Origin of the sequence: Thiothrix subterranea (assembly GCF_016772315.1) — a bacterium.
Lineage (GTDB): Bacteria > Pseudomonadota > Gammaproteobacteria > Thiotrichales > Thiotrichaceae > Thiothrix > Thiothrix subterranea.
Genome location: NZ_CP053482.1, coordinates 1508144 through 1525226, shown reverse-complemented (window position 1 = coordinate 1525226; position 17083 = coordinate 1508144). Strand labels below are relative to the sequence as shown.

Genomic DNA, 17083 nt, shown 5'->3' with positions numbered 1-17083 from the left:
ACGAGTAAGGTGTCGCATCATGATCCAAGTAACCCCAGTACCCGCTTTTACTGACAATTATATCTGGTTGATCGGTAATACAGACAATCCATGTGTCGCGATTGTCGACCCCGGTGATGCCACGCCGGTGTTGGATGCATTAACGCGGCTGGCAAAGCAACCGGTGGCTATTTTGATTACGCACCACCACCGTGACCACGTGGGGGGCATTGATCAGTTATTGCAAGCCTATCCCGGTTTGCCGGTTTACGGGCCTGCCAATGAAAAGATTCCGCACCTCAATCAGCCCTTGACGGAAGGCGCAGACGTTCACTTGGAATCACTCGGCTTGAATTTCCACGTCATGGAATTGCCGGGGCATACGGCTGGGCATATTGTCTATTACGGTGAAGGCAGTTTGTTCTGTGGTGATACCTTATTCGCTAACGGCTGTGGGCGGGTATTCGATGGCACCTTACATGATTTGTACGCTTCCCTGCAACGCATTGCGCAACTACCCGCCGACACGCAAGTGTATTGCACCCACGAATACACCGTGGATAACATCGGTTTCGCCAAATGGGTCGAGCCGGATAATCCCGCACTGGATGCGCGTTTGGAAGAATCCTGGGCGCTACTCGATGCAGGCCATCCCACCGTGCCGTTTGACTTGGGGCGCGAGTTTGACACCAACCCGTTTTTACGCACCCACATCCCCGAAGTGATTGCCAAAGCCGAAGAAATTGCCGGGCGCGAAACCCACACGCCTGCTGATGTGTTCGCGGTGCTGCGCATCTGGAAAGACACCGAATACGATTAGCGTGTGCTTAGCGCAGTGATTCGTGCGCAGTAATTTCCCGCAATAGCTTGAATAATTCACGGCTACTTTTCGGCGGTTTGTTGGTCTCGGCTTCCTTTTGCGCGTTGCGAATCAGGCTACGCATCCGCTGCACGTCAGTGTCGGGGTATTCTTTCAGCCACTCGCCTAACATCGTTTCGCTGCTAATCAGGCGGTCATGCCAGCGTTCCAAACGGTGCAAGCGGGCGGTTTCGGCTTTGCCACCGCGATCCCATTCCGCGAGTTTCGCTTCAATCGGCTCAAGAATTTCGGTGCGCATCAGCTTGCCGATGAATTGGCGTTGGCGACGAATCGCGCCGTTCGCGGTCAAGCGTTGTGCCAGCAAAATCGAGTCGTAGAGCTTTTCGGATAAATCCAACTGGTCTAGCTGCTCTTTGCGCAGGGTAATCAGGCGTTCGCCCAAGGCTTGCATCGCTTCCGCTTCGCGCTTGAAGTGGCTGCGGCTGATGTAATCGTCTTCTTCATCGTCATTGGCGTAATCAATCATAGGGCTATCCTTTCAACATGCCGAGACCAGCGCTCAGGGACGGGTACTGTAACCGGATGTTTAATTCAGTCAATAGTTTATCGTTACGAATCCGCCGCGATTCTTGCAAATACGACAACATGCCCGCGCTCATGGAGGCTTGGGCTTCGCTCATGCTGATTTGCGGCGGGCGCGGTAATCCGGCGTAATCCGCGACTTGATTGAAATAATCGGTCATGGTGGAAGGGTGTCCGTCGGTGGCGTTGTAAATCGCGCCAGCGGGGGCGGCTTCCATGGCGCGTTTGCAGACCATCGCTAAATCGTCGGCGTGAATGCGGTTTGTCCAGGGCGCTTCGGCTTCCGTCAGCACGGGTTCGCCACGTTTTAGGCGTTCCAATGGCAAGCGGTCGGGGGCGTAAATGCCGGGGACGCGCAAAATCACAATCTCTCCACCAAAACGCGCTGCCCATTCTTGCACCGTATTTTCGGCATCGGTACGGCGTTTGGCGCGGGCGGCAACGGGTTTGAGCGGTTCGGATTCGTCAATCCAACGCCCGTCGCAATCGCCGTAAACGCCGGTGGTGCTGATTAACACCACCCGTTGTGGCGCAGCATCGACTCCTTTGAGGAAACGCCGGATGCGGTCATCGGTTTCGCCACTCGGTTGCGGGGGCATAAACCAATACACCAGTGCTTCATCCAGCGCGAAAATCGAGAAATAACTGCCGCGATCCACGTCGCCCTTGCGCATGGCAATGCCTTGTGCCAAGCCTTTATGCAAGGATTCCTCGCTGCGTACCCAGCCTATAGCCTTCGTACCCTCGTTTTGGTATAACCGTGCGACGCGGCGACCAATGTCGCCACAGCCCATAATCCACACTTTTTGGTTAACTATACTCATGAATAATTCCCGACTCGATGCTGGCAGTATAAACGAAATCAAGCCCGGAAAAATGAAGCGTGTTGACGCAGGCAATGGCAAACGCATTCTCGTGTGTCACGTCGACGGCGAATTTTACGCGGTGGATGATATGTGTACGCACGAAGATGCGTCGCTCTACCTCGGCTGTTTGCACGGGGATCGAGTGCAATGTTCCTTGCATGGTGCAGAATTCAGCGTCAAAACGGGTGCGCCGATGGCAGAACCCGCAGAAATTCCACTCAAAACCTATGCGGTCAGCGTCGAAGACGGGCGCATTTTTGTGACGGTATAACCCCATGCGGCGTTTTATGCGGTATTTCGTGTGGCTGTTTTTGCTACTGCTGATTTTGTACATGGGCTGGGAGGCTTATCAGCGTTTTATCAAGCCACCTGTGCCGGTGATACCGCCGCCCGTTACGATTATTCCGCCGCCGGTGATTAAGCCGCCACCGCTGTTAGAACCAAAACCGCCCGCTCATGTGCGTTCTTTACTGGATTCGGTTTATAAACAGGTGGAAGTGACCCGTGCGTATGACCCCGCCTATGTGAATCTAAAATACCCCGGCGGTGATGTGCCAGAATCCACCGGCGTTTGCGCGGATGTGGTGGTGCGTGCCTTTCGTGCGCAAGGTGTTGATTTACAACGTGAGTTACACGAGGATATGCGCAAAGCATTCCATGAATACCCACGAAAATGGGGCATGAAGCGTCCCGACACCAATATTGACCACCGTCGCGTCTATAACCTAATGCGTTTTTTCGAGCGCAAGGGTGCATCGCTGCCCATTACCCAAAACCCCGCCGATTACCAACCGGGTGATGTGGTAGCGTGGGATCTGGGTAAAGGGCAAGCGCACATTGGCATTGTGAGCCATTACGTCACCGAGGATGGGCGACCCTTAATGGGGCATAATGTGGCGTATGGCACGAATATCGAAGATGCCCTGTTTTTTTGGCCGATCATCGGGCATTACCGCTATTTCAACCAGTCCAAGCCTTAATGCACTGGCAAGCGTGCCCGCAATTCGTCACGGTCATACCACCATTGGTTTTCCACAATCGCATCAATGACTTGTCCCAAACGTGGTAGAAACACTTTGGGGTCGAGCAAATCCAAGCGGTTGAGCCACAGATTCATGGCTTCCTGAGAATTGACGTTGCTGTGGCGTTCAGCAACCTTGCCGAGCATGGCGCTGGTTAGGAACATCATGCTGTCGCGTTTTTCACCTTCTAGGCGTAAATCGGCGATATAGTGCGCCACGGTCGCGGCGACGGCTGCGCCATCCGCTTTGGGTGGGGTGGCATCAATCAAGTGATTGAGCATAATAATCGTGACTTCCGGGCTGATCGGGTAAGTGACCGCCAGCCACAAACCGTTACCCAACGCGGGGACAGACGCGGGTAAATCACAGCGGAATAACACATCGCAACACCGCACCGCATCTTCCCAGTATTCGCGGTCACGGTAAATCTCGAAGGACTCGCGAGTCATGCCCCATGCGGCTTCGCGCATTCCCGGCTCTTCCAGTTCCAGCATGATTTCCGCGATTTCGTATTGCACATTGGCGCGTTCCAGCGGGTCATTGGCGGGAGTCAGTTGCATCAATTGTGCCTGACGTTGCGCGAGTTCTTGTTTCAGCAATTGGCGGGAATCATCGCTGGCGGTGAATTCAACTGGGTCAACTGGGGTACTATCGCTCATGGGGAATGCCTATTTATTCAAAATGGTGCAAGCATAATAGCCTAATGGCAGTCATACAATAATTCATTGAAACATTAAGGTAAGGTTAAACGACACTTGGTTAGGCTATTAATTATCCAATGATTGATGAGCATTTACTTGGCAGGGATCAGCTAAAGGTATTAATACAATGATTTACGAATTCAACAAAATAATGCGAGCAGTGGTCGCTAATTTAATTAATGCATCAGCCGTTATATTGCTGGTTTTATTTTATGCGCTAAGCGTATTGCAGTTGCCTGTGCCGGAAGTGGCTAATATGCTGGGTGTATTAATTGTGTTTGCCTTTGGTATTAATATCATTTTATCGTTTGATAAAACCACGGCTTTGCCGCATTAATGGTTTCAATTTTAAGGTTGAACCATTAATAATATTTGCCCCGTCTCCTGTTGATTGCTTTGTAAGGTAAACTCGAACTTGTACGGTTCCTGAACCGGTGTAGCGGTGTTTATTTCCATAAACAATTCTTCGCTGCCAACGCCTTGGGTTAATAGCCCGCCTGAAATTCCATCCGCTGAATTGCCCTGCGCATCGTATAACCACAATTGGTAAAACTGACCCGCTTTGGGTTTGGGTAAATTCCGAATGCGTAATACCCCTTGTTGTTGTGTGCTATTCCAAACCAAATCCCCTTGAACATCTTTGACAATCGGGTTCAGCGTGCGCAGCCAGTTACCGCTAATACTGGTGGGGTTTGCTAATAATTCTTCACGTAATGTTGCTAAACCATCGGTGGCAGTATCCGCGTGTACATCCCGAAAATGGGGCAGCGCTAACAGTATCCCTGCCAATAATACCGTGAGTAGCAGGGACACCATGAGCCAATTTTTACGAGCAGTGCCACTCCGTGACATATCCACTTCCTTTGCGTCTATTTTTATATCGGGACTACAACACATAGCCATAACAATATCCCCTGATTATAACGAATAAAAAGACGCCTGTTGGTGCAGTGCGCTAAAATGGTTCATCTATGATTTGACGTCTGACCACCAACTGAGTTCCACCATGCCAACACAAACCTTTATTCCGGGCAAAGATGCCGCACTGGAAGCGTCGATTGCGGTAATGCAAGACAAGCTACAGCGCCTTGGTTTCCACATCGAGGAAGCTTCATGGCTGAACCCGATTGCCAATGTGTGGTCAGTCCACATCCGCGATCGTGATTGCCCGATGTTGTTCACCAATGGCAAAGGCGCATCGCAGAAAGCCGCGCTTGCCAGTGCCTTGGGTGAATATTTCGAGCGCCTCAGCACCAACTATTTCTGGGCGGATTTCTATCTGGGCAAGACCATTGCCGATAGCAATTTTGTGCATCACCCTGCGGAAAAATGGTTCGCCTTGGATGGTTCCGGCAATTTACCCGCCGGTTTGTTGGATGAGGACGCCTTAAGTTTTTACGACCCGGAAACCAGTTTGGATGCGGTCAAATTAGTCGATATTAATTCCGGCAACGAAGAGCGTGGCATCTGTGCCTTGCCCTACGTGCGCCAGTGTGACGGGGCAACCGTGTGGTTTCCGGTCAATATTATCGGTAATTTGTACGTCAGCAATGGCATGTCGGCAGGCAATACCGCCACGGAAGCACGTACTCAAGCTTTATCGGAAATTTTCGAGCGCCACATCAAGTTCCGCATTATTGCGGAAGGAATCTGTCTGCCGGATGTACCGGAAGCGATTATTGCGCGTTATCCGCATATTCAGGCCGGTATTGCGGAATTACGCGCCGCCGGTTTTGGCATTTTGGTGAAAGATGCGTCATTGGGTGGGCAATACCCGGTGATGTGCGTGACCTTGCTGAACCCCGATGATCAGGGTGTGTATGCCAGTTTTGGGGCGCATCCGCGTTTTGAAGTGGCGCTGGAACGTTCCCTCACGGAACTCTTGCAGGGCAGGGCGTTGGATCGCTTGGCGGGTTTTTCTGAGCCGAGTTTTGAGCTGGACGATGTGGCTTCCCCGCAAAATCTGGAAACGCATTTCATTGATTCCAGCGGCCCGCTGCACTGGGATTTCTTGTGGAATGAACCCGATTACGAATTTGTCGACTGGAATTTCAGTGGCACGACCGAGGAAGAGTGCCAGCATTTGATGGAACGCATCCATGCGGATGATTTCGACATCTATATTATGGATTTCGAGCATTTGGGCGTGTATGCCTGCCGCATTATTGTGCCGGAAATGTCTGAAATTTATCAGGTCGAAGATCTGGAGTGGGACAATAACAGCACGGGCAATGCGGTACGCGAGGCGATTCTGCATTTGCCGGATTTGGAAGATGAGGAATGCACCGAGCTGTTCGATACCATTGAAGAGTTGGGTTTGGATGATCACCAGCCGGTGGCAGCGCTGATTGGGTTAGCGCCGGATGCGGGTTCGCTGTGGGCGGATTTACGGGTCGGCGAGTTGAAAACCTTGCTGGCATTGGCGATGGATGACGAAGACGCGATTCGGGAAGGTTGCCAGTGGATTCGCCATTTCGAGCAAATCAATGACGAGCGCCGCCGCGTGTACCGTTGCATCGAAGCCTTGTTGGACATGGATGATGTGGCGGGTTATATGCCAAATGTGGGTTTATTGTACGGTGAAACCGCGTTGCAACAGGCGCAAGCCTTGCTGGATGGCAGCGTGCGCTTCTGGGGTATTACCGCGCCAACGTTGGAATTGCACGGTTGCGACACGCACCAGCGTTTGCTGACGGCATACCGGAAGGTTTATCCGACATTAGCAGCGCTGTAAGGACTGGCAGGGCGCTGGGTTTTACCCGTGAATGTAGTTTTCCAGTTGCGCGATAATGAATTGCTGCTCCGAGATGATTTCCTTGACTAAATCGCCAATGGAAACCAGCCCGACCAATTCGCCATTGTGCATTACCGGCAAATGGCGAATGCGGCGCTCGGTCATGATTGCCATCACTTCCTGAACCGGCTGGTCGGGTCGCGTGACCACGACCTGCCGCGTCATAATGTCTTGCACTAACATTTGTTCGGCATTGAGGCAGGTCAGAATCACTTTGCGGGTGTAATCCTGCTCTGACACAATGCCTCTGAGTTTGCCTGCTTCCAGTACCAGCAATGCGCCGACTTTTTGCTGCGCCATTGCTTTCACGGCATCAATCACGGTGACAGTTGGGCTGATACTGAGTATTTCACTGCCTTTTTTGGCGAGAATATCGCTGACGGTTTTCATCGTTCTCCTCCTCGGTTGGGGTGTTTATCGTTGTTAGTATTTGCCCATTACTCTGCAACCTTTTGATACAACAGTAAAGAAGACACGATTAGTATGCTGGAAATCCTCTACCGCGATGAACATTTGGTGGCAATCAACAAACCCTCCGGCTTGTTGGTGCATCGCAGCCTGATTGACCGCCACGAAACCCGTTTTGCGATTCAGCTTACCCGCGATCAGATTGGGCAGAAAGTTTACCCCGTGCATCGACTCGACAAACCGACTTCCGGTGTCTTGCTGTTTGCACTGGATAGTGACACGGCACGGTGCTTGAATGCGCAATTCACCGCAGGGCAAGTGCAGAAAACTTACCTCGCAATCGTGCGCGGGCGTACCCCCGAACAAGGCGTGATTGATCACCCGCTCACCGAAGAACTCGACAAGCTGGCGGATTCACAAGCCGACCAAAATAAACCCGCGCAGCCAGCCGTCAGTCATTACCAGCGTTTAATGAGTTTTGAAGTGCCGTATGCGGTGGATCGTTACCCCACCAGCCGCTATTCCTTGGTAGAGCTATGCCCTAAAACAGGGCGCAAGCATCAATTGCGCCGTCACTTGAAACACATCTCCCACCATCTGATCGGTGACACTACACACGGAAACGGCAAGCATAACCGTTTTTTTCGCGAACAATTTGCCTGCCAGCGGCTGCTGTTACACGCGGCAAGCTTAGAATGTGTACACCCTCATTCTCATGCAGCCCTGAAATTAGCGGCGTCGCCACCGGAAGATTTCAGTCAGGTGGTACGCTTATTGCTACCTTTCCAAGAACCACCAATAACTAGTGTATGACTACCCAGAGGCTTCTATGGAAAAGCATTCTCCTCTCTCCTTGGCGCAGATTCTGAGCCATTTGGCTAGTGTGCTTGGCTATAAGCAGACCGGCACCTTTTATATTGCCACCGATAACAATACCTCCTGCCGCTTCGCGATCAATGCGGGCAAACTGACCCATTGCACGCACCGCCGTGATCAGGGGCAAGCGGCGCTGTTGAGTTTGCTGGAAACTACCGGCGGTTCCTGCTCTTTTTCAGAAAATCAGTCACTTCCATTCCGCGACAGCGCCGCACTTGATCACCAAGCCAGCTTAACCTTGCTTGGCATTCAGCCCATTTGCCCGCCTCGGCAAGAGGCAATGCCCCAAGTGAGTGCATCTCTGGAACAACGGGTAGCGAAAGAGCCGCCGCCATCCAAACCCGCCGTCAATAACCGTTTCTACCGAGGCGGTGGTGGTTAGCGCCTAGCCACGCTGCACCACGAACGCCACTCGAATCCCCAAAATGAGGCGCAACCAAACGGGTGTTAACTTGATCAGAAAATACGTAGTTGCCCCAGCGTTGCGGCACGTTGGTGTAAAGCCGTTGGATATTCGACATCCCCCCGCCCAATACAATCACATCGGGGTCGAGAATATTGATGACGTGCGCAAGGCTTTTTGCCATGCGTTCTTCGTAAGCTTGCAAACATTGTTCCGCGATAACGTCGCCTGCTGTCGCTAACTGCACAATCTCGGCGGCGGCAAGCGTCGTGCCGGTGGCTAATTGGTATTCAGCCTGAAACCCCGTGCCAGAAAGCCACGTTTCAATACAGCCGTGTTTGCCGCAATAACAAGCTTTGCCCGGTAATTCTGCGGGTTCAGGCCAAGGCAGCGGGTTATGCCCCCATTCGCCTGCAATCGCATTCGCACCGGTTAAGACCTTGCCATGCACCACAATGCCCGCGCCTGTCCCCGTGCCGACGATTACGCCGAACACCACGGCAGCACCCGCAGCCGCGCCGTCCGTTGCTTCGGACAGTGCCAAGCAATTGGCGTCATTTTCCAACCGCACCGGGCGTTGTAACAAGCTTTCCAGCGCGGTGCGTAACGGTTTGCCATTCAAGACTACCGAGTTAGAATTTTTCATCAAACCTGTAGCGGGGGAAATTGCACCGGGTGTGCCAATACCCACGCTGCATGGTTGCCCGGCGTGTTGTTCTGCCTCATCCACCAATTGTTGGATGGTATGCAAAATCGCCGCGTATTGCCCCTGCGGGGTTGGCAGGCGTTTGCGAAAAGTTTCCTGCCCGTGGGTATTCAATAACAGCACTTCGGTTTTGGTGCCGCCTAAATCAATGCCGATATGCACACATTCCTCCGTTAATTCAAAAAAGCTGCGCTAAGTCATGACAATCATTCGTAAAATAATGCTAGATTATGCCAAACCCGTTGAACATAGACGAAAATGGCAGGCGTTACCATGCAGTTTGATGACATTCTCACCCGTTCCCCCCTGATGGAAGCCGTATTGCGTTCCGCGCATTTGATCGCGCAAACCGATGCGAGCGTGCTGATTACCGGTGAGTCCGGCACGGGTAAGGAGCTAGTGGCGCACGCCATGCACGCGATGAGTCCGCGTCGCCAACAAGCATTTATCACGGTTAACTGTGCCGCATTGCCGGAAACCTTGGCGGAATCGCTATTATTTGGGCATCGTAAGGGCGCATTCACCGGGGCAGATCATCACCACGTCGGCTTAATCAGTGCGGCTGACGGTGGCACGCTGTTTTTGGATGAAATCGGTGAATTGCCCCTGAATCTGCAAGCCAAACTGCTGCGTTTCCTCGAATCCGGCGAAATTCAACCCTTGGGTGAAGCGCACGCCAAGCGTGTGAATGTGCGGGTATTAGCCGCCACGCACCGCGATTTGTATGCAATGGCGCAAAGCGGCGTTTTCCGCCAGGATCTGTTTTACCGCCTCAATATTGTGCCAGTGGAGTTGCCTGCGTTGCGGGAGCGTAAGGAAGACATTGCGCTGCTCAGTCAGCATTTCTTACAACAATTTGCGGCGCAACACAAACTGCCGATAGCAACCTTCGCTAAGGAAGCACGCTTGCAATTGCAGCATCACGCTTGGCAGGGCAATGTGCGTGAATTGCGCAATCTGTGTGAACGCTTGAGTATTTTGCTGGCAGGTCGTGAGATTGCCGTGAGTAATTTACCGTTGGAAATTCGTGCGCCAGTCGTTGCGGCGAGCCAGCCTTTCAGCCTGCCGGAAACAGGCGTCAATTTGGAAGCACTAGAGCGCGACTTGTTGACTCAAGCCTTGGAACGCACTCAAAACAACAAGACCCATGCCGCTCGGTTATTGGGAATTAGCCGTGATGCGCTAAATTATCGCTTGAAAAAACAAGTGCTTGCCTAACAATAACGTGATCAAGTGCAGGCTGGCGCTTATTTTCAGCCTTTAGTCAGTCCAGCACGGCACAATCGCCCACTCTCTGCCAAAACCTATGGTGAGTCTATCAGGTGTGGCGAGGTTGTGTATGTTGAGTCATCAGGTGTCAGCGTTAAAATATTCCGTGTTGGGTTCAGCCATGTTAACGATGGCGGGGTGTAGCCTGAATCCGCGTGTGGCAGACCTTACCCCGCTACACAGCATCCAGCCCGACAAATCCCCCCAACCTCCAGTGAGTCAGGCGGCATCTACTGCGCATATAACGCCCATTCCCCAGCAACCGCGTGTCGCTGCTGCAAAAGCGATAACCCCACTCGACAAAGTAGCCTTGTGTGCCCTTAAGCAATGCGGTAAAGGTTATTGCTGGGGCGGCAATACGCCCATGAAAGGCTTCGATTGCAGCGGTTTGACGCAATATTCTTTCGGGAAAGGCGCAAACGTTAACATTCCGCGTACCGCTGCCGGGCAATACAAAGTGGCGCTGAAAATTCCGCATAAAGACGCTAATCGGGGAGATTTGGTATTTTTCAGAACACGCGGTCAGAAAGTCAGTCACGTGGGGATTTACTTGGGCAGCAATAAATTTGTCCATGCCCCGCGCACCGGCAAAGCGATTACCACCACCAAATTAGAAGGTTATTGGAAACGCAAGTTGGTTGGGTTTGGGCGGATTCCGGGAGCAGCGCAGCCGCTACTCCCGAAAAGTGTGGTGTGAATTCGCGCAGTTTTAGTGTTTCGCGGGCATGACTTCCTGAATCGGTGCATTCACGGTGGTGGTGCTGCCGTCTTCAAACGTCAGGGTGATCGCAGCCGTTTCGCCCACTTTCAGCTCTTGCTGCAAACCAATCAGCATGACATGCAAGCCACCCGGCTTTAATTCGGTACGGCCTTTAGCCGGTACGTCAATTTGTGGAACTTGGCGCATTTCCATCACACCGTTGTTGTTGGTGTGGGTGTGTAATTCCACCGTGGCGGCAACGGGGCTGGCTGCCGATTTCACGCTGTGGTCACTGTCGGACGTGTTCACCAAGGTCATGAAGGACGCACTATTTGGCTGACCGGGAGGTATTGCCCGTACAAATGGCGCTTCTACGGTTACGCTGTCGGCTGCTGTGCTGGTCGCAGGTGCGGCGGCGGCTGATTTATCCGCATCGGCTTGGCAGGCGACGGTCATCGACAGCAAAATGCCCAAGGCGGCGGTGTGTAATAAACGTTTCATCGTGTGTTTCCTGTACAAGATCAAAATTCAGTTTCGAGTTTCAGCCATGCGCTGCGCCCGGCTTCATTCACTCGTTCAACCGTGCCACCCAAGTCTAAGTTGCGGCGGCTGACGTGTTCGGAATAAGTTTTATCGAGGACATTATCTACCCCAAAGCGTACTTTCGTCGATTTATTGAGGTTGTAACGCCCGTAAGTGTCGAGGGTGGTATAGCCTGCGCTTTCACCGACTTCGGTAGCGCCGATCATGGCGGTGTCGATGCGATCTTGCCCGGCGGCAAAGCGTACCCGTGTGCCAGCGCTCCATTTGCCTGCATTGTAGTCCAATTGCACTTTACCGTTGACGGGCGGGGTTTGCGCAATCGGGCGATCATCGGTGGTGTCGGTACGTTTGACATAGGCCACATCAGCGGCAAGGCGGAGTTTGTCGGTTAATTTGGTTTCTGCGCCGAGTTCTGCACCGAGGATTTCAGCATCGACATTGCGGTAGATTTGTGCGCCGGTTTGTGCGCCCGTGGTTACTTTGTCGCGCAGAATGTAATCGTCTACTTGGTCGGCGAAGACTGTGCCTGTCCAGCGCACTTTGCCGCGTTGCTGGCTGATGCCGAGGTCGAGTTGGTTGTGTTTTTCGGGGTTAATGTTGGGGTTGCCGACCCAACGATCCGGTGCGGTCATGCCCCATTTGCTGATGAAACGTTCGGTTTCGTCGGCGGTGCGCACCGTGCGGCTGACGCCAGCAAACGCGGTGGTGGTGTCATTGAGGGCTTTGTCGTAGCGCAGCAAGCCGCTGACATTGGTTTCTGTTTTGTCGGTTGCACCGTAGCCATAAACGGCGGTGTAGTTTTGGTTGGCGGTGCGCCCGCCTGCGACTACGCTTGCTTTGGCAGCCGCCGCGTCCACTTGGTCAACGCGCACCCCGTACTTCAGTTTATCGCCTGTCGCGAATTTGCGGGTGGCTTCGGCGAAAATGCCGGTTTGGTCGGTGCTGGCTCCCGGCCACATGAGGTTGGTGGTGGGCGTGCCGGGGGCGGACATGTTTTTCATGGCAGCATCGCGTTCACGGTTTTGCACGTTCAGCCCGTAAGTGACATCGGTATCGCCAATGCTGGAGGTGAGTGCCAGTTTGCCGCCCACGGTATCCGATGTGGTGGGAACAGCCATTTTTGTGCCGGTCTGGGGGCGCAGGCTGTAATTGTCCATCAAATGGTCAATATTGCTGCTGTATACGTCGGCTTCAATATTGTTGATTTTGCTGTCTAGCTTATCTTTGTATTTGAGGCGTTGGATAGAGCCGGATTCTTCGGGGCTATCCATGCTCGCACCGGGATACAGCGCATCAGAAAAGTCGTTATTTTCGTAGCTGTATTCGAGCAAACGGTCTTCGGTTGGGGTAAGACCCAACACGACACCGGCTTGTTTGTGCTGATAAGAAGAGCGTACTTCCTTGCCATCGCCGTCTTCGTAATTGTCAGCGTCTCTATCCTGTGTGAAAACACGCGCATAGCCTTTTTGGAAAGCTTTGGTGACATCGGCGGAGACATCGTGTTTCACGCCATTGCTCATGGTGGTGGCGGAGGCTTTGCCACTCCAGCCGTCTTCGGGGTCAAGAATGCTGCGGGTGTCGCGCTCGAATAGCACCGTGCCGCCGCTGCCGCCGGAGCCGTGTTGCAAGGTTTGTACGCCTTTTTCCACTTTAACGCTTTCATAGGTTTCCAAGGCTGCCCAACTCGCGGGAGGATCCATGCGATTGGGGCAACCGCCATGCACGTAAGCACCGTCCAGCAACACGTTGAGCTGGGTTTGGGATTGCCCACGAATGATGGGTTCGATACCGCGCCCGCCAAAGCGACTGCCCGATACGCCATTCAATTGCTTGAGGAAATCGCCACCATCAGCGGGCAACACGGCGCTGCGTTCGGCGGCTAGTGGTTGTACTTCGTTGGGGGAGGGGGCTTTTTTGGTGGATTTAATGTCGACGACCAAGGTGTCTTCGGCACAGACAGCAGCGCTGAAGATCAACAGAGAACTGAGCAGGGTTAAATGCGTGCGGGCATGTTGCATGGGGGAACCTTCCAAAATTTTTGTTACCGATGCTAAGGCAATGACTGTGCCAACGATTAAGTGACTGATTTTTATTTTAATTATTTATAATATACTAATGTATTCGTGTGATATGACGCATTAACCGTGTGATTTAACACTACCGATTCCCATCTCTAGTCATTCAAGTTGGCTGTTACAGACGAATGGTACTGGCTTAATCAACCAGAGAGACCAATAATCGGTATACCATCTATATATAAAAAATAAATATGTCTACTAGAAATATCTCAACATACCTTAGTTGGATTTTTGGCCTATTCTGTCTGTTATTGAATAGTGTTGTTTTGTCAGCACAAACGTTGGAATATTCTATCCGTTGGGATACAAAAGATGATCGTTACCACGTTTTTATGAAACCCAACGCCACGCCAGTGCCAAAAGACATGAGCATGACTGGGCAGTTCACCATCCGCGTTCCACACGCCACGGGAGCAGATGCGTTTACGGTTCATGACCCTAGAATTACTGTCACCAACACTATTTGGTCAAACGATTCAAGGGTGGATGCTCCCTCTGAAGATCGAAGCGTAGACTATCTCTCCTTCAGTTTGAATATGATCAAATCTGATGCTTTCCAATGGAAAGCTGGTGAGGAAAAAGAAGTCTTCAGTTTTGGCAACTCTGGCAAGTGTATTGGTGCGATTGCACTGATTGATAATCCAACAGATCCTTTCAATGCGCCACTATTGAAAGGTAGTAACAATTCTGAGGGCACTAATCCTAACAATCAGTTTACTAATTTAGGGTGGGGTGGATCAGATGAAAATAACTACCTAGGTAACTACGGATCTAATAATGCAGACTGTCATGATAGTATTGATACAGATGGTGATGGTCTCAAGAATGGTGATGAAATAATTCTCGGTACAAATCCACATAACCCAGATACAGATGGTGATGGCTACTCCGATGGGGATGAAGTGCATGTTTATGGGACTGATCCATTATTAATGCCTGTTCGTGCAGGCGTTGAATACCGAATTGGATGGAGTGCCTTGGATCAGCGTTACCATGTGTATATTCGCCCAACTGCCACTCCTTTCCCAGATATTAGTATGGCAGGGCAAGTTACATTACGCGTACCTCATGCTACGGGTACAAGCAAATTTAGCGTGACCGACATCAAGTCGAAAGCGGGTACAATCTGGTCACTGGGTGCGGCAGTATCTGGGCCAACTGAAGCCAAAACGATCGACTATCTCTCTTTCTCACTTAATATGATTGATACCCGCGCTTTCGCTTTTAAAGCTGGAATAGAACAGGAGGTTTTCAGTTTCAAAAATGCTGGGCCTTGCTTGGGGAGTGTTACCTTAATGGATAACAACACTGACCCGTTCAATCAGCCGCCAGCGGCTCCGAGTAATTCTGCTGGTACGAACCCCGGCAATCAATTCGCCAATGCAGGTTTGAGAGCAATAGATGATAACGACTATCTCGGAAATTACGGTGGAGCTGCAACGTGTCAAAATCAATTAGCATCTTCTTCAGGAGGAGTTGAATACCGAGTTGCGTGGGACTCAATAGACAGCCGCTACCGCGTATTTTTACGCCCTACTACCACACCTACAGCAGACTTGAGTATGACAGCAAACTTAACGTTGCTAGTTCCTCATGCAATTGGTGACCAAAAATTTACAGTGTCTGATATTAAAACTAAAGCAGGCACTAACTGGTCTCTCAGCTCGGAAGTCTATGCGCCGTCGGAAAACAAAACCATTGATTACTTGACATTTAATTTCACTCCCATTGATGTGCGAGCATTTGCTTTCAAAGCCGGAGTAGAACAGGAGGTTTTTAGTTTCAAAAATGCTGGGCCTTGCTTGGGGAGTGTTACCTTAATGGATAACAACACTGACCCGTTCAATCAACCGCCAGCGGCTCCGAATAATTCTGCTGGTACGAACCCCGGCAATCAATTTGCTAACGCAGGTTGGGGGAAAACGGATGATAACGATTATCTCGGAAATTATGGTGGCTCTGCAACGTGTCAAAGTCAGAAACCAGTTTTGGAGTATACCTTGCGTCGTGATGTGGCAAGTGGGGTTTACCGTGTTTTCATGCGTCCTACGATAACACCAGTGCAAAACATAAGCATGACTGGGCAGATAACACTGAAAGTACCACATGGGTTAGAGGATGGTCGTTTTGTTACTACTGGGGTGCAAACCTTGTTCTCCGGTGTGAATTGGACACAAACTAGCCGTAGTGATGCCCCGCTAGAAGACAGTGCTGCTGATTACTTGTCTTTTTCCTTTACTCCGGGCGGGACGACTGCATTTCCTTGGGTGGCAGGACAAGAGCTTGAAATATTTAATTTCAGAAATGCTAATGAATCTGGGTGTAAAGGAAGTGTAAGCATTATGGATAATAACGATCCATTTAATAGCATTCCTAATTCTAGACAGAGTAATCCGGGAAATCAGTTTAATAATGTTGGCTGGGATGGCTTAACCGTGAATCATTATAAAGGAAATTATGGTTCAAGTGTCAGTTGTGCCCCTGCCAGTGCACGTTTACAAGCAAAAGCCTTGTTACAGGCTGCTTATGAAAGTTCTACGAGTTTAATGGCAGCTAGATTAGGGGGTAAATTGCCTACAGTTCAGCCTTACCGTTCACCTCCTTTTGCGTATTCAGGAACTGAGAATCTAAGTGCATCAGTGCGTGGTTTGGTTGGTGCTGATGCTCCAGTCGACTGGATGTTGTTGGATTTACGCGCTGCTACAGATGCCACGTCCATACTGGCAACTAAGGCATTGATTATTCAACGGGATGGTGATTTAGTTGATGCAACAACAGGCGATTCTATATTACAGTTTGCGGGAATTTTGCCTGGTAGTTATTATATTGGAATTCGTCACCGTAACCACCTAGGGATTATGCTGAAGAATCCCGTAACTTTGAATGGAACGCCGGTTGTTGTTGACTTTACATTACCTACTACGGTCACTTATGGTTTATCGGCTCGTCTTGAGGGTATTCATAACGCTGTTTTGTGGGGAGGCGATGCAGGTATGAATAATGATTTGATTGCAAACGGCCCCGGTAATGATGGCAATGCGCTATTAGGTAAAATACTGTCAAGCCCAGATAACATTGAGTTTAATAGCAATTTTCGTTTAGAAGGCTATTTGCCAACTGATCTTAATATGGATGGCGTGACATTATATTCTGGCCCCGGAAATGATCTTAATATGTTGCTTGGTAATGTCTTATTAAATCCTAATAATGGATTATTTGCAGCCAATTTCATTGTATCAGGTAATTTGCCAAAAAAGTCAATTGTAGCAAAGTAACCCTGTGTGGTAGTTCGCTGCTCGGTTGATTAAGATTGTAACGAGTGTGATGCCTCGTTTG

Annotated in this window: 18 protein-coding genes; 10 read left to right on the top strand and 8 right to left on the bottom strand. The window is 51.0% G+C overall.

The window, feature by feature from the left end:
* The first annotated feature begins 19 nt into the window (after positions 1 to 19).
* The gene (gloB, locus tag HMY34_RS07485) at positions 20 to 799 is read left to right on the top strand and encodes a hydroxyacylglutathione hydrolase (RefSeq protein WP_202718632.1); all 780 of its coding nucleotides are present in this window, start codon (positions 20 to 22) and stop codon (positions 797 to 799) included.
* A gap of 7 nt (positions 800 to 806) precedes the next feature.
* Here gloB and yjgA read toward each other — a convergent pair whose 3' ends face one another.
* A complete protein-coding gene (gene yjgA / locus HMY34_RS07480) occupies positions 807 to 1325 on the bottom strand; it encodes a ribosome biogenesis factor YjgA (RefSeq protein WP_202718631.1) in 519 nt (172 codons plus the stop codon).
* A gap of 4 nt (positions 1326 to 1329) precedes the next feature.
* The gene (locus tag HMY34_RS07475) at positions 1330 to 2205 is read right to left on the bottom strand and encodes an SDR family oxidoreductase (RefSeq protein ID WP_228288006.1); all 876 of its coding nucleotides are present in this window, start codon (positions 2203 to 2205) and stop codon (positions 1330 to 1332) included.
* Here HMY34_RS07475 and HMY34_RS07470 point away from each other — a divergent pair.
* Complete coding sequence (locus HMY34_RS07470; RefSeq protein ID WP_202718630.1) at positions 2204 to 2518, top strand: non-heme iron oxygenase ferredoxin subunit; 315 nt, start codon at positions 2204 to 2206, stop codon at positions 2516 to 2518. The two genes, HMY34_RS07475 and HMY34_RS07470, sit on opposite strands and share 2 nt — an antisense overlap.
* A 4-nt stretch (positions 2519 to 2522) precedes the next feature.
* Positions 2523 to 3227: a DUF1287 domain-containing protein gene (locus HMY34_RS07465; RefSeq protein ID WP_228288005.1), complete on the top strand. Its 705-nt coding sequence runs from the start codon at positions 2523 to 2525 to the stop codon at positions 3225 to 3227.
* Here HMY34_RS07465 and HMY34_RS07460 read toward each other — a convergent pair.
* On the bottom strand, positions 3224 to 3928 hold the full coding sequence (locus HMY34_RS07460) for a hypothetical protein (RefSeq protein ID WP_202718629.1): 705 nt from the start codon (positions 3926 to 3928) through the stop codon (positions 3224 to 3226). The two genes, HMY34_RS07465 and HMY34_RS07460, sit on opposite strands and share 4 nt — an antisense overlap.
* Positions 3929 to 4097: 169 nt before the next feature.
* Between HMY34_RS07460 and HMY34_RS07455 the strand changes: the two genes are divergently transcribed.
* A complete protein-coding gene (locus HMY34_RS07455; RefSeq protein ID WP_202718628.1) occupies positions 4098 to 4307 on the top strand; it encodes a hypothetical protein in 210 nt (69 codons plus the stop codon).
* A gap of 11 nt (positions 4308 to 4318) precedes the next feature.
* Here the strand turns inward: HMY34_RS07455 and HMY34_RS07450 are convergent, their stop codons facing one another.
* A complete protein-coding gene (locus HMY34_RS07450) occupies positions 4319 to 4822 on the bottom strand; it encodes an anti-sigma factor (RefSeq protein WP_202718627.1) in 504 nt (167 codons plus the stop codon).
* Positions 4823 to 4976: 154 nt separating this feature from the next.
* Between HMY34_RS07450 and ycaO the strand changes: the two genes are divergently transcribed.
* On the top strand, positions 4977 to 6704 hold the full coding sequence (ycaO, locus tag HMY34_RS07445) for a 30S ribosomal protein S12 methylthiotransferase accessory factor YcaO (RefSeq protein WP_202718626.1): 1728 nt from the start codon (positions 4977 to 4979) through the stop codon (positions 6702 to 6704).
* 21 nt (positions 6705 to 6725) lie between these two features.
* Here ycaO and HMY34_RS07440 read toward each other — a convergent pair whose 3' ends face one another.
* Entirely contained in the window at positions 6726 to 7154 is a 429-nt protein-coding gene (locus HMY34_RS07440; RefSeq protein ID WP_202718625.1) for a CBS domain-containing protein, read from the bottom strand.
* 93 nt (positions 7155 to 7247) lie between these two features.
* Here HMY34_RS07440 and truC point away from each other — a divergent pair, with 93 nt between their 5' ends.
* Together truC and HMY34_RS07430 are read left to right on the top strand one after the other, a co-directional pair.
* The gene (gene truC, locus HMY34_RS07435) at positions 7248 to 7985 is read left to right on the top strand and encodes a tRNA pseudouridine(65) synthase TruC (protein ID WP_202718624.1); all 738 of its coding nucleotides are present in this window, start codon (positions 7248 to 7250) and stop codon (positions 7983 to 7985) included.
* Positions 7986 to 8001: 16 nt separating this feature from the next.
* A complete protein-coding gene (locus tag HMY34_RS07430; protein ID WP_202718623.1) occupies positions 8002 to 8430 on the top strand; it encodes a DUF4388 domain-containing protein in 429 nt (142 codons plus the stop codon).
* On the opposite strand, the gene HMY34_RS07425 is transcribed toward HMY34_RS07430, so the two are convergent.
* Complete coding sequence (locus HMY34_RS07425; RefSeq protein ID WP_202718622.1) at positions 8396 to 9319, bottom strand: ROK family protein; 924 nt, start codon at positions 9317 to 9319, stop codon at positions 8396 to 8398. The two genes, HMY34_RS07430 and HMY34_RS07425, sit on opposite strands and share 35 nt — an antisense overlap.
* Before the next feature lie 111 nt (positions 9320 to 9430).
* On the opposite strand from HMY34_RS07425, the gene HMY34_RS07420 reads away from it, so the two are divergent.
* Both HMY34_RS07420 and HMY34_RS07415 read left to right on the top strand, forming a co-directional pair.
* Entirely contained in the window at positions 9431 to 10375 is a 945-nt protein-coding gene (locus HMY34_RS07420; protein WP_202718621.1) for a sigma-54 interaction domain-containing protein, read from the top strand.
* A 121-nt stretch (positions 10376 to 10496) separates the two neighbouring features.
* On the top strand, positions 10497 to 11123 hold the full coding sequence (locus HMY34_RS07415; protein ID WP_202718620.1) for a C40 family peptidase: 627 nt from the start codon (positions 10497 to 10499) through the stop codon (positions 11121 to 11123).
* A 12-nt stretch (positions 11124 to 11135) separates the two neighbouring features.
* Here the strand turns inward: HMY34_RS07415 and HMY34_RS07410 are convergent, their stop codons facing one another.
* Together HMY34_RS07410 and HMY34_RS07405 are read right to left on the bottom strand one after the other, a co-directional pair.
* A complete protein-coding gene (locus HMY34_RS07410) occupies positions 11136 to 11627 on the bottom strand; it encodes a copper chaperone PCu(A)C (RefSeq protein ID WP_202718619.1) in 492 nt (163 codons plus the stop codon).
* A 20-nt stretch (positions 11628 to 11647) separates the two neighbouring features.
* Complete coding sequence (locus HMY34_RS07405; protein ID WP_202718618.1) at positions 11648 to 13687, bottom strand: TonB-dependent copper receptor; 2040 nt, start codon at positions 13685 to 13687, stop codon at positions 11648 to 11650.
* A gap of 251 nt (positions 13688 to 13938) precedes the next feature.
* Between HMY34_RS07405 and HMY34_RS07400 the strand changes: the two genes are divergently transcribed.
* Positions 13939 to 17022: a thrombospondin type 3 repeat-containing protein gene (locus HMY34_RS07400; RefSeq protein ID WP_202718617.1), complete on the top strand. Its 3084-nt coding sequence runs from the start codon at positions 13939 to 13941 to the stop codon at positions 17020 to 17022.
* Positions 17023 to 17083 lie beyond the last annotated feature (61 nt).

Bases quoted from the DNA above. Each gene is read 5' to 3' on its own strand.
- HMY34_RS07420 (WP_202718621.1), top strand. From the start codon at position 9,431: ATGCAGTTTGATGACATTCTCACCCGTTCCCCCCTGATGGAAGCCGTA.
- HMY34_RS07460 (WP_202718629.1), bottom strand. From the start codon at position 3,928: ATGAGCGATAGTACCCCAGTTGACCCAGTTGAATTCACCGCCAGCGAT.
- HMY34_RS07400 (WP_202718617.1), top strand. From the start codon at position 13,939: ATGTCTACTAGAAATATCTCAACATACCTTAGTTGGATTTTTGGCCTA.
- HMY34_RS07475 (WP_228288006.1), bottom strand. From the start codon at position 2,205: ATGAGTATAGTTAACCAAAAAGTGTGGATTATGGGCTGTGGCGACATT.
- HMY34_RS07465 (WP_228288005.1), top strand. From the start codon at position 2,523: ATGCGGCGTTTTATGCGGTATTTCGTGTGGCTGTTTTTGCTACTGCTG.
- truC (WP_202718624.1), top strand. From the start codon at position 7,248: ATGCTGGAAATCCTCTACCGCGATGAACATTTGGTGGCAATCAACAAA.
- HMY34_RS07405 (WP_202718618.1), bottom strand. From the start codon at position 13,687: ATGCAACATGCCCGCACGCATTTAACCCTGCTCAGTTCTCTGTTGATC.
- HMY34_RS07410 (WP_202718619.1), bottom strand. From the start codon at position 11,627: ATGAAACGTTTATTACACACCGCCGCCTTGGGCATTTTGCTGTCGATG.
- ycaO (WP_202718626.1), top strand. From the start codon at position 4,977: ATGCCAACACAAACCTTTATTCCGGGCAAAGATGCCGCACTGGAAGCG.
- HMY34_RS07455 (WP_202718628.1), top strand. From the start codon at position 4,098: ATGATTTACGAATTCAACAAAATAATGCGAGCAGTGGTCGCTAATTTA.
- HMY34_RS07415 (WP_202718620.1), top strand. From the start codon at position 10,497: ATGTTGAGTCATCAGGTGTCAGCGTTAAAATATTCCGTGTTGGGTTCA.
- HMY34_RS07440 (WP_202718625.1), bottom strand. From the start codon at position 7,154: ATGAAAACCGTCAGCGATATTCTCGCCAAAAAAGGCAGTGAAATACTC.
- HMY34_RS07470 (WP_202718630.1), top strand. From the start codon at position 2,204: ATGAATAATTCCCGACTCGATGCTGGCAGTATAAACGAAATCAAGCCC.
- yjgA (WP_202718631.1), bottom strand. From the start codon at position 1,325: ATGATTGATTACGCCAATGACGATGAAGAAGACGATTACATCAGCCGC.
- HMY34_RS07450 (WP_202718627.1), bottom strand. From the start codon at position 4,822: ATGTCACGGAGTGGCACTGCTCGTAAAAATTGGCTCATGGTGTCCCTG.
- gloB (WP_202718632.1), top strand. From the start codon at position 20: ATGATCCAAGTAACCCCAGTACCCGCTTTTACTGACAATTATATCTGG.
- HMY34_RS07430 (WP_202718623.1), top strand. From the start codon at position 8,002: ATGGAAAAGCATTCTCCTCTCTCCTTGGCGCAGATTCTGAGCCATTTG.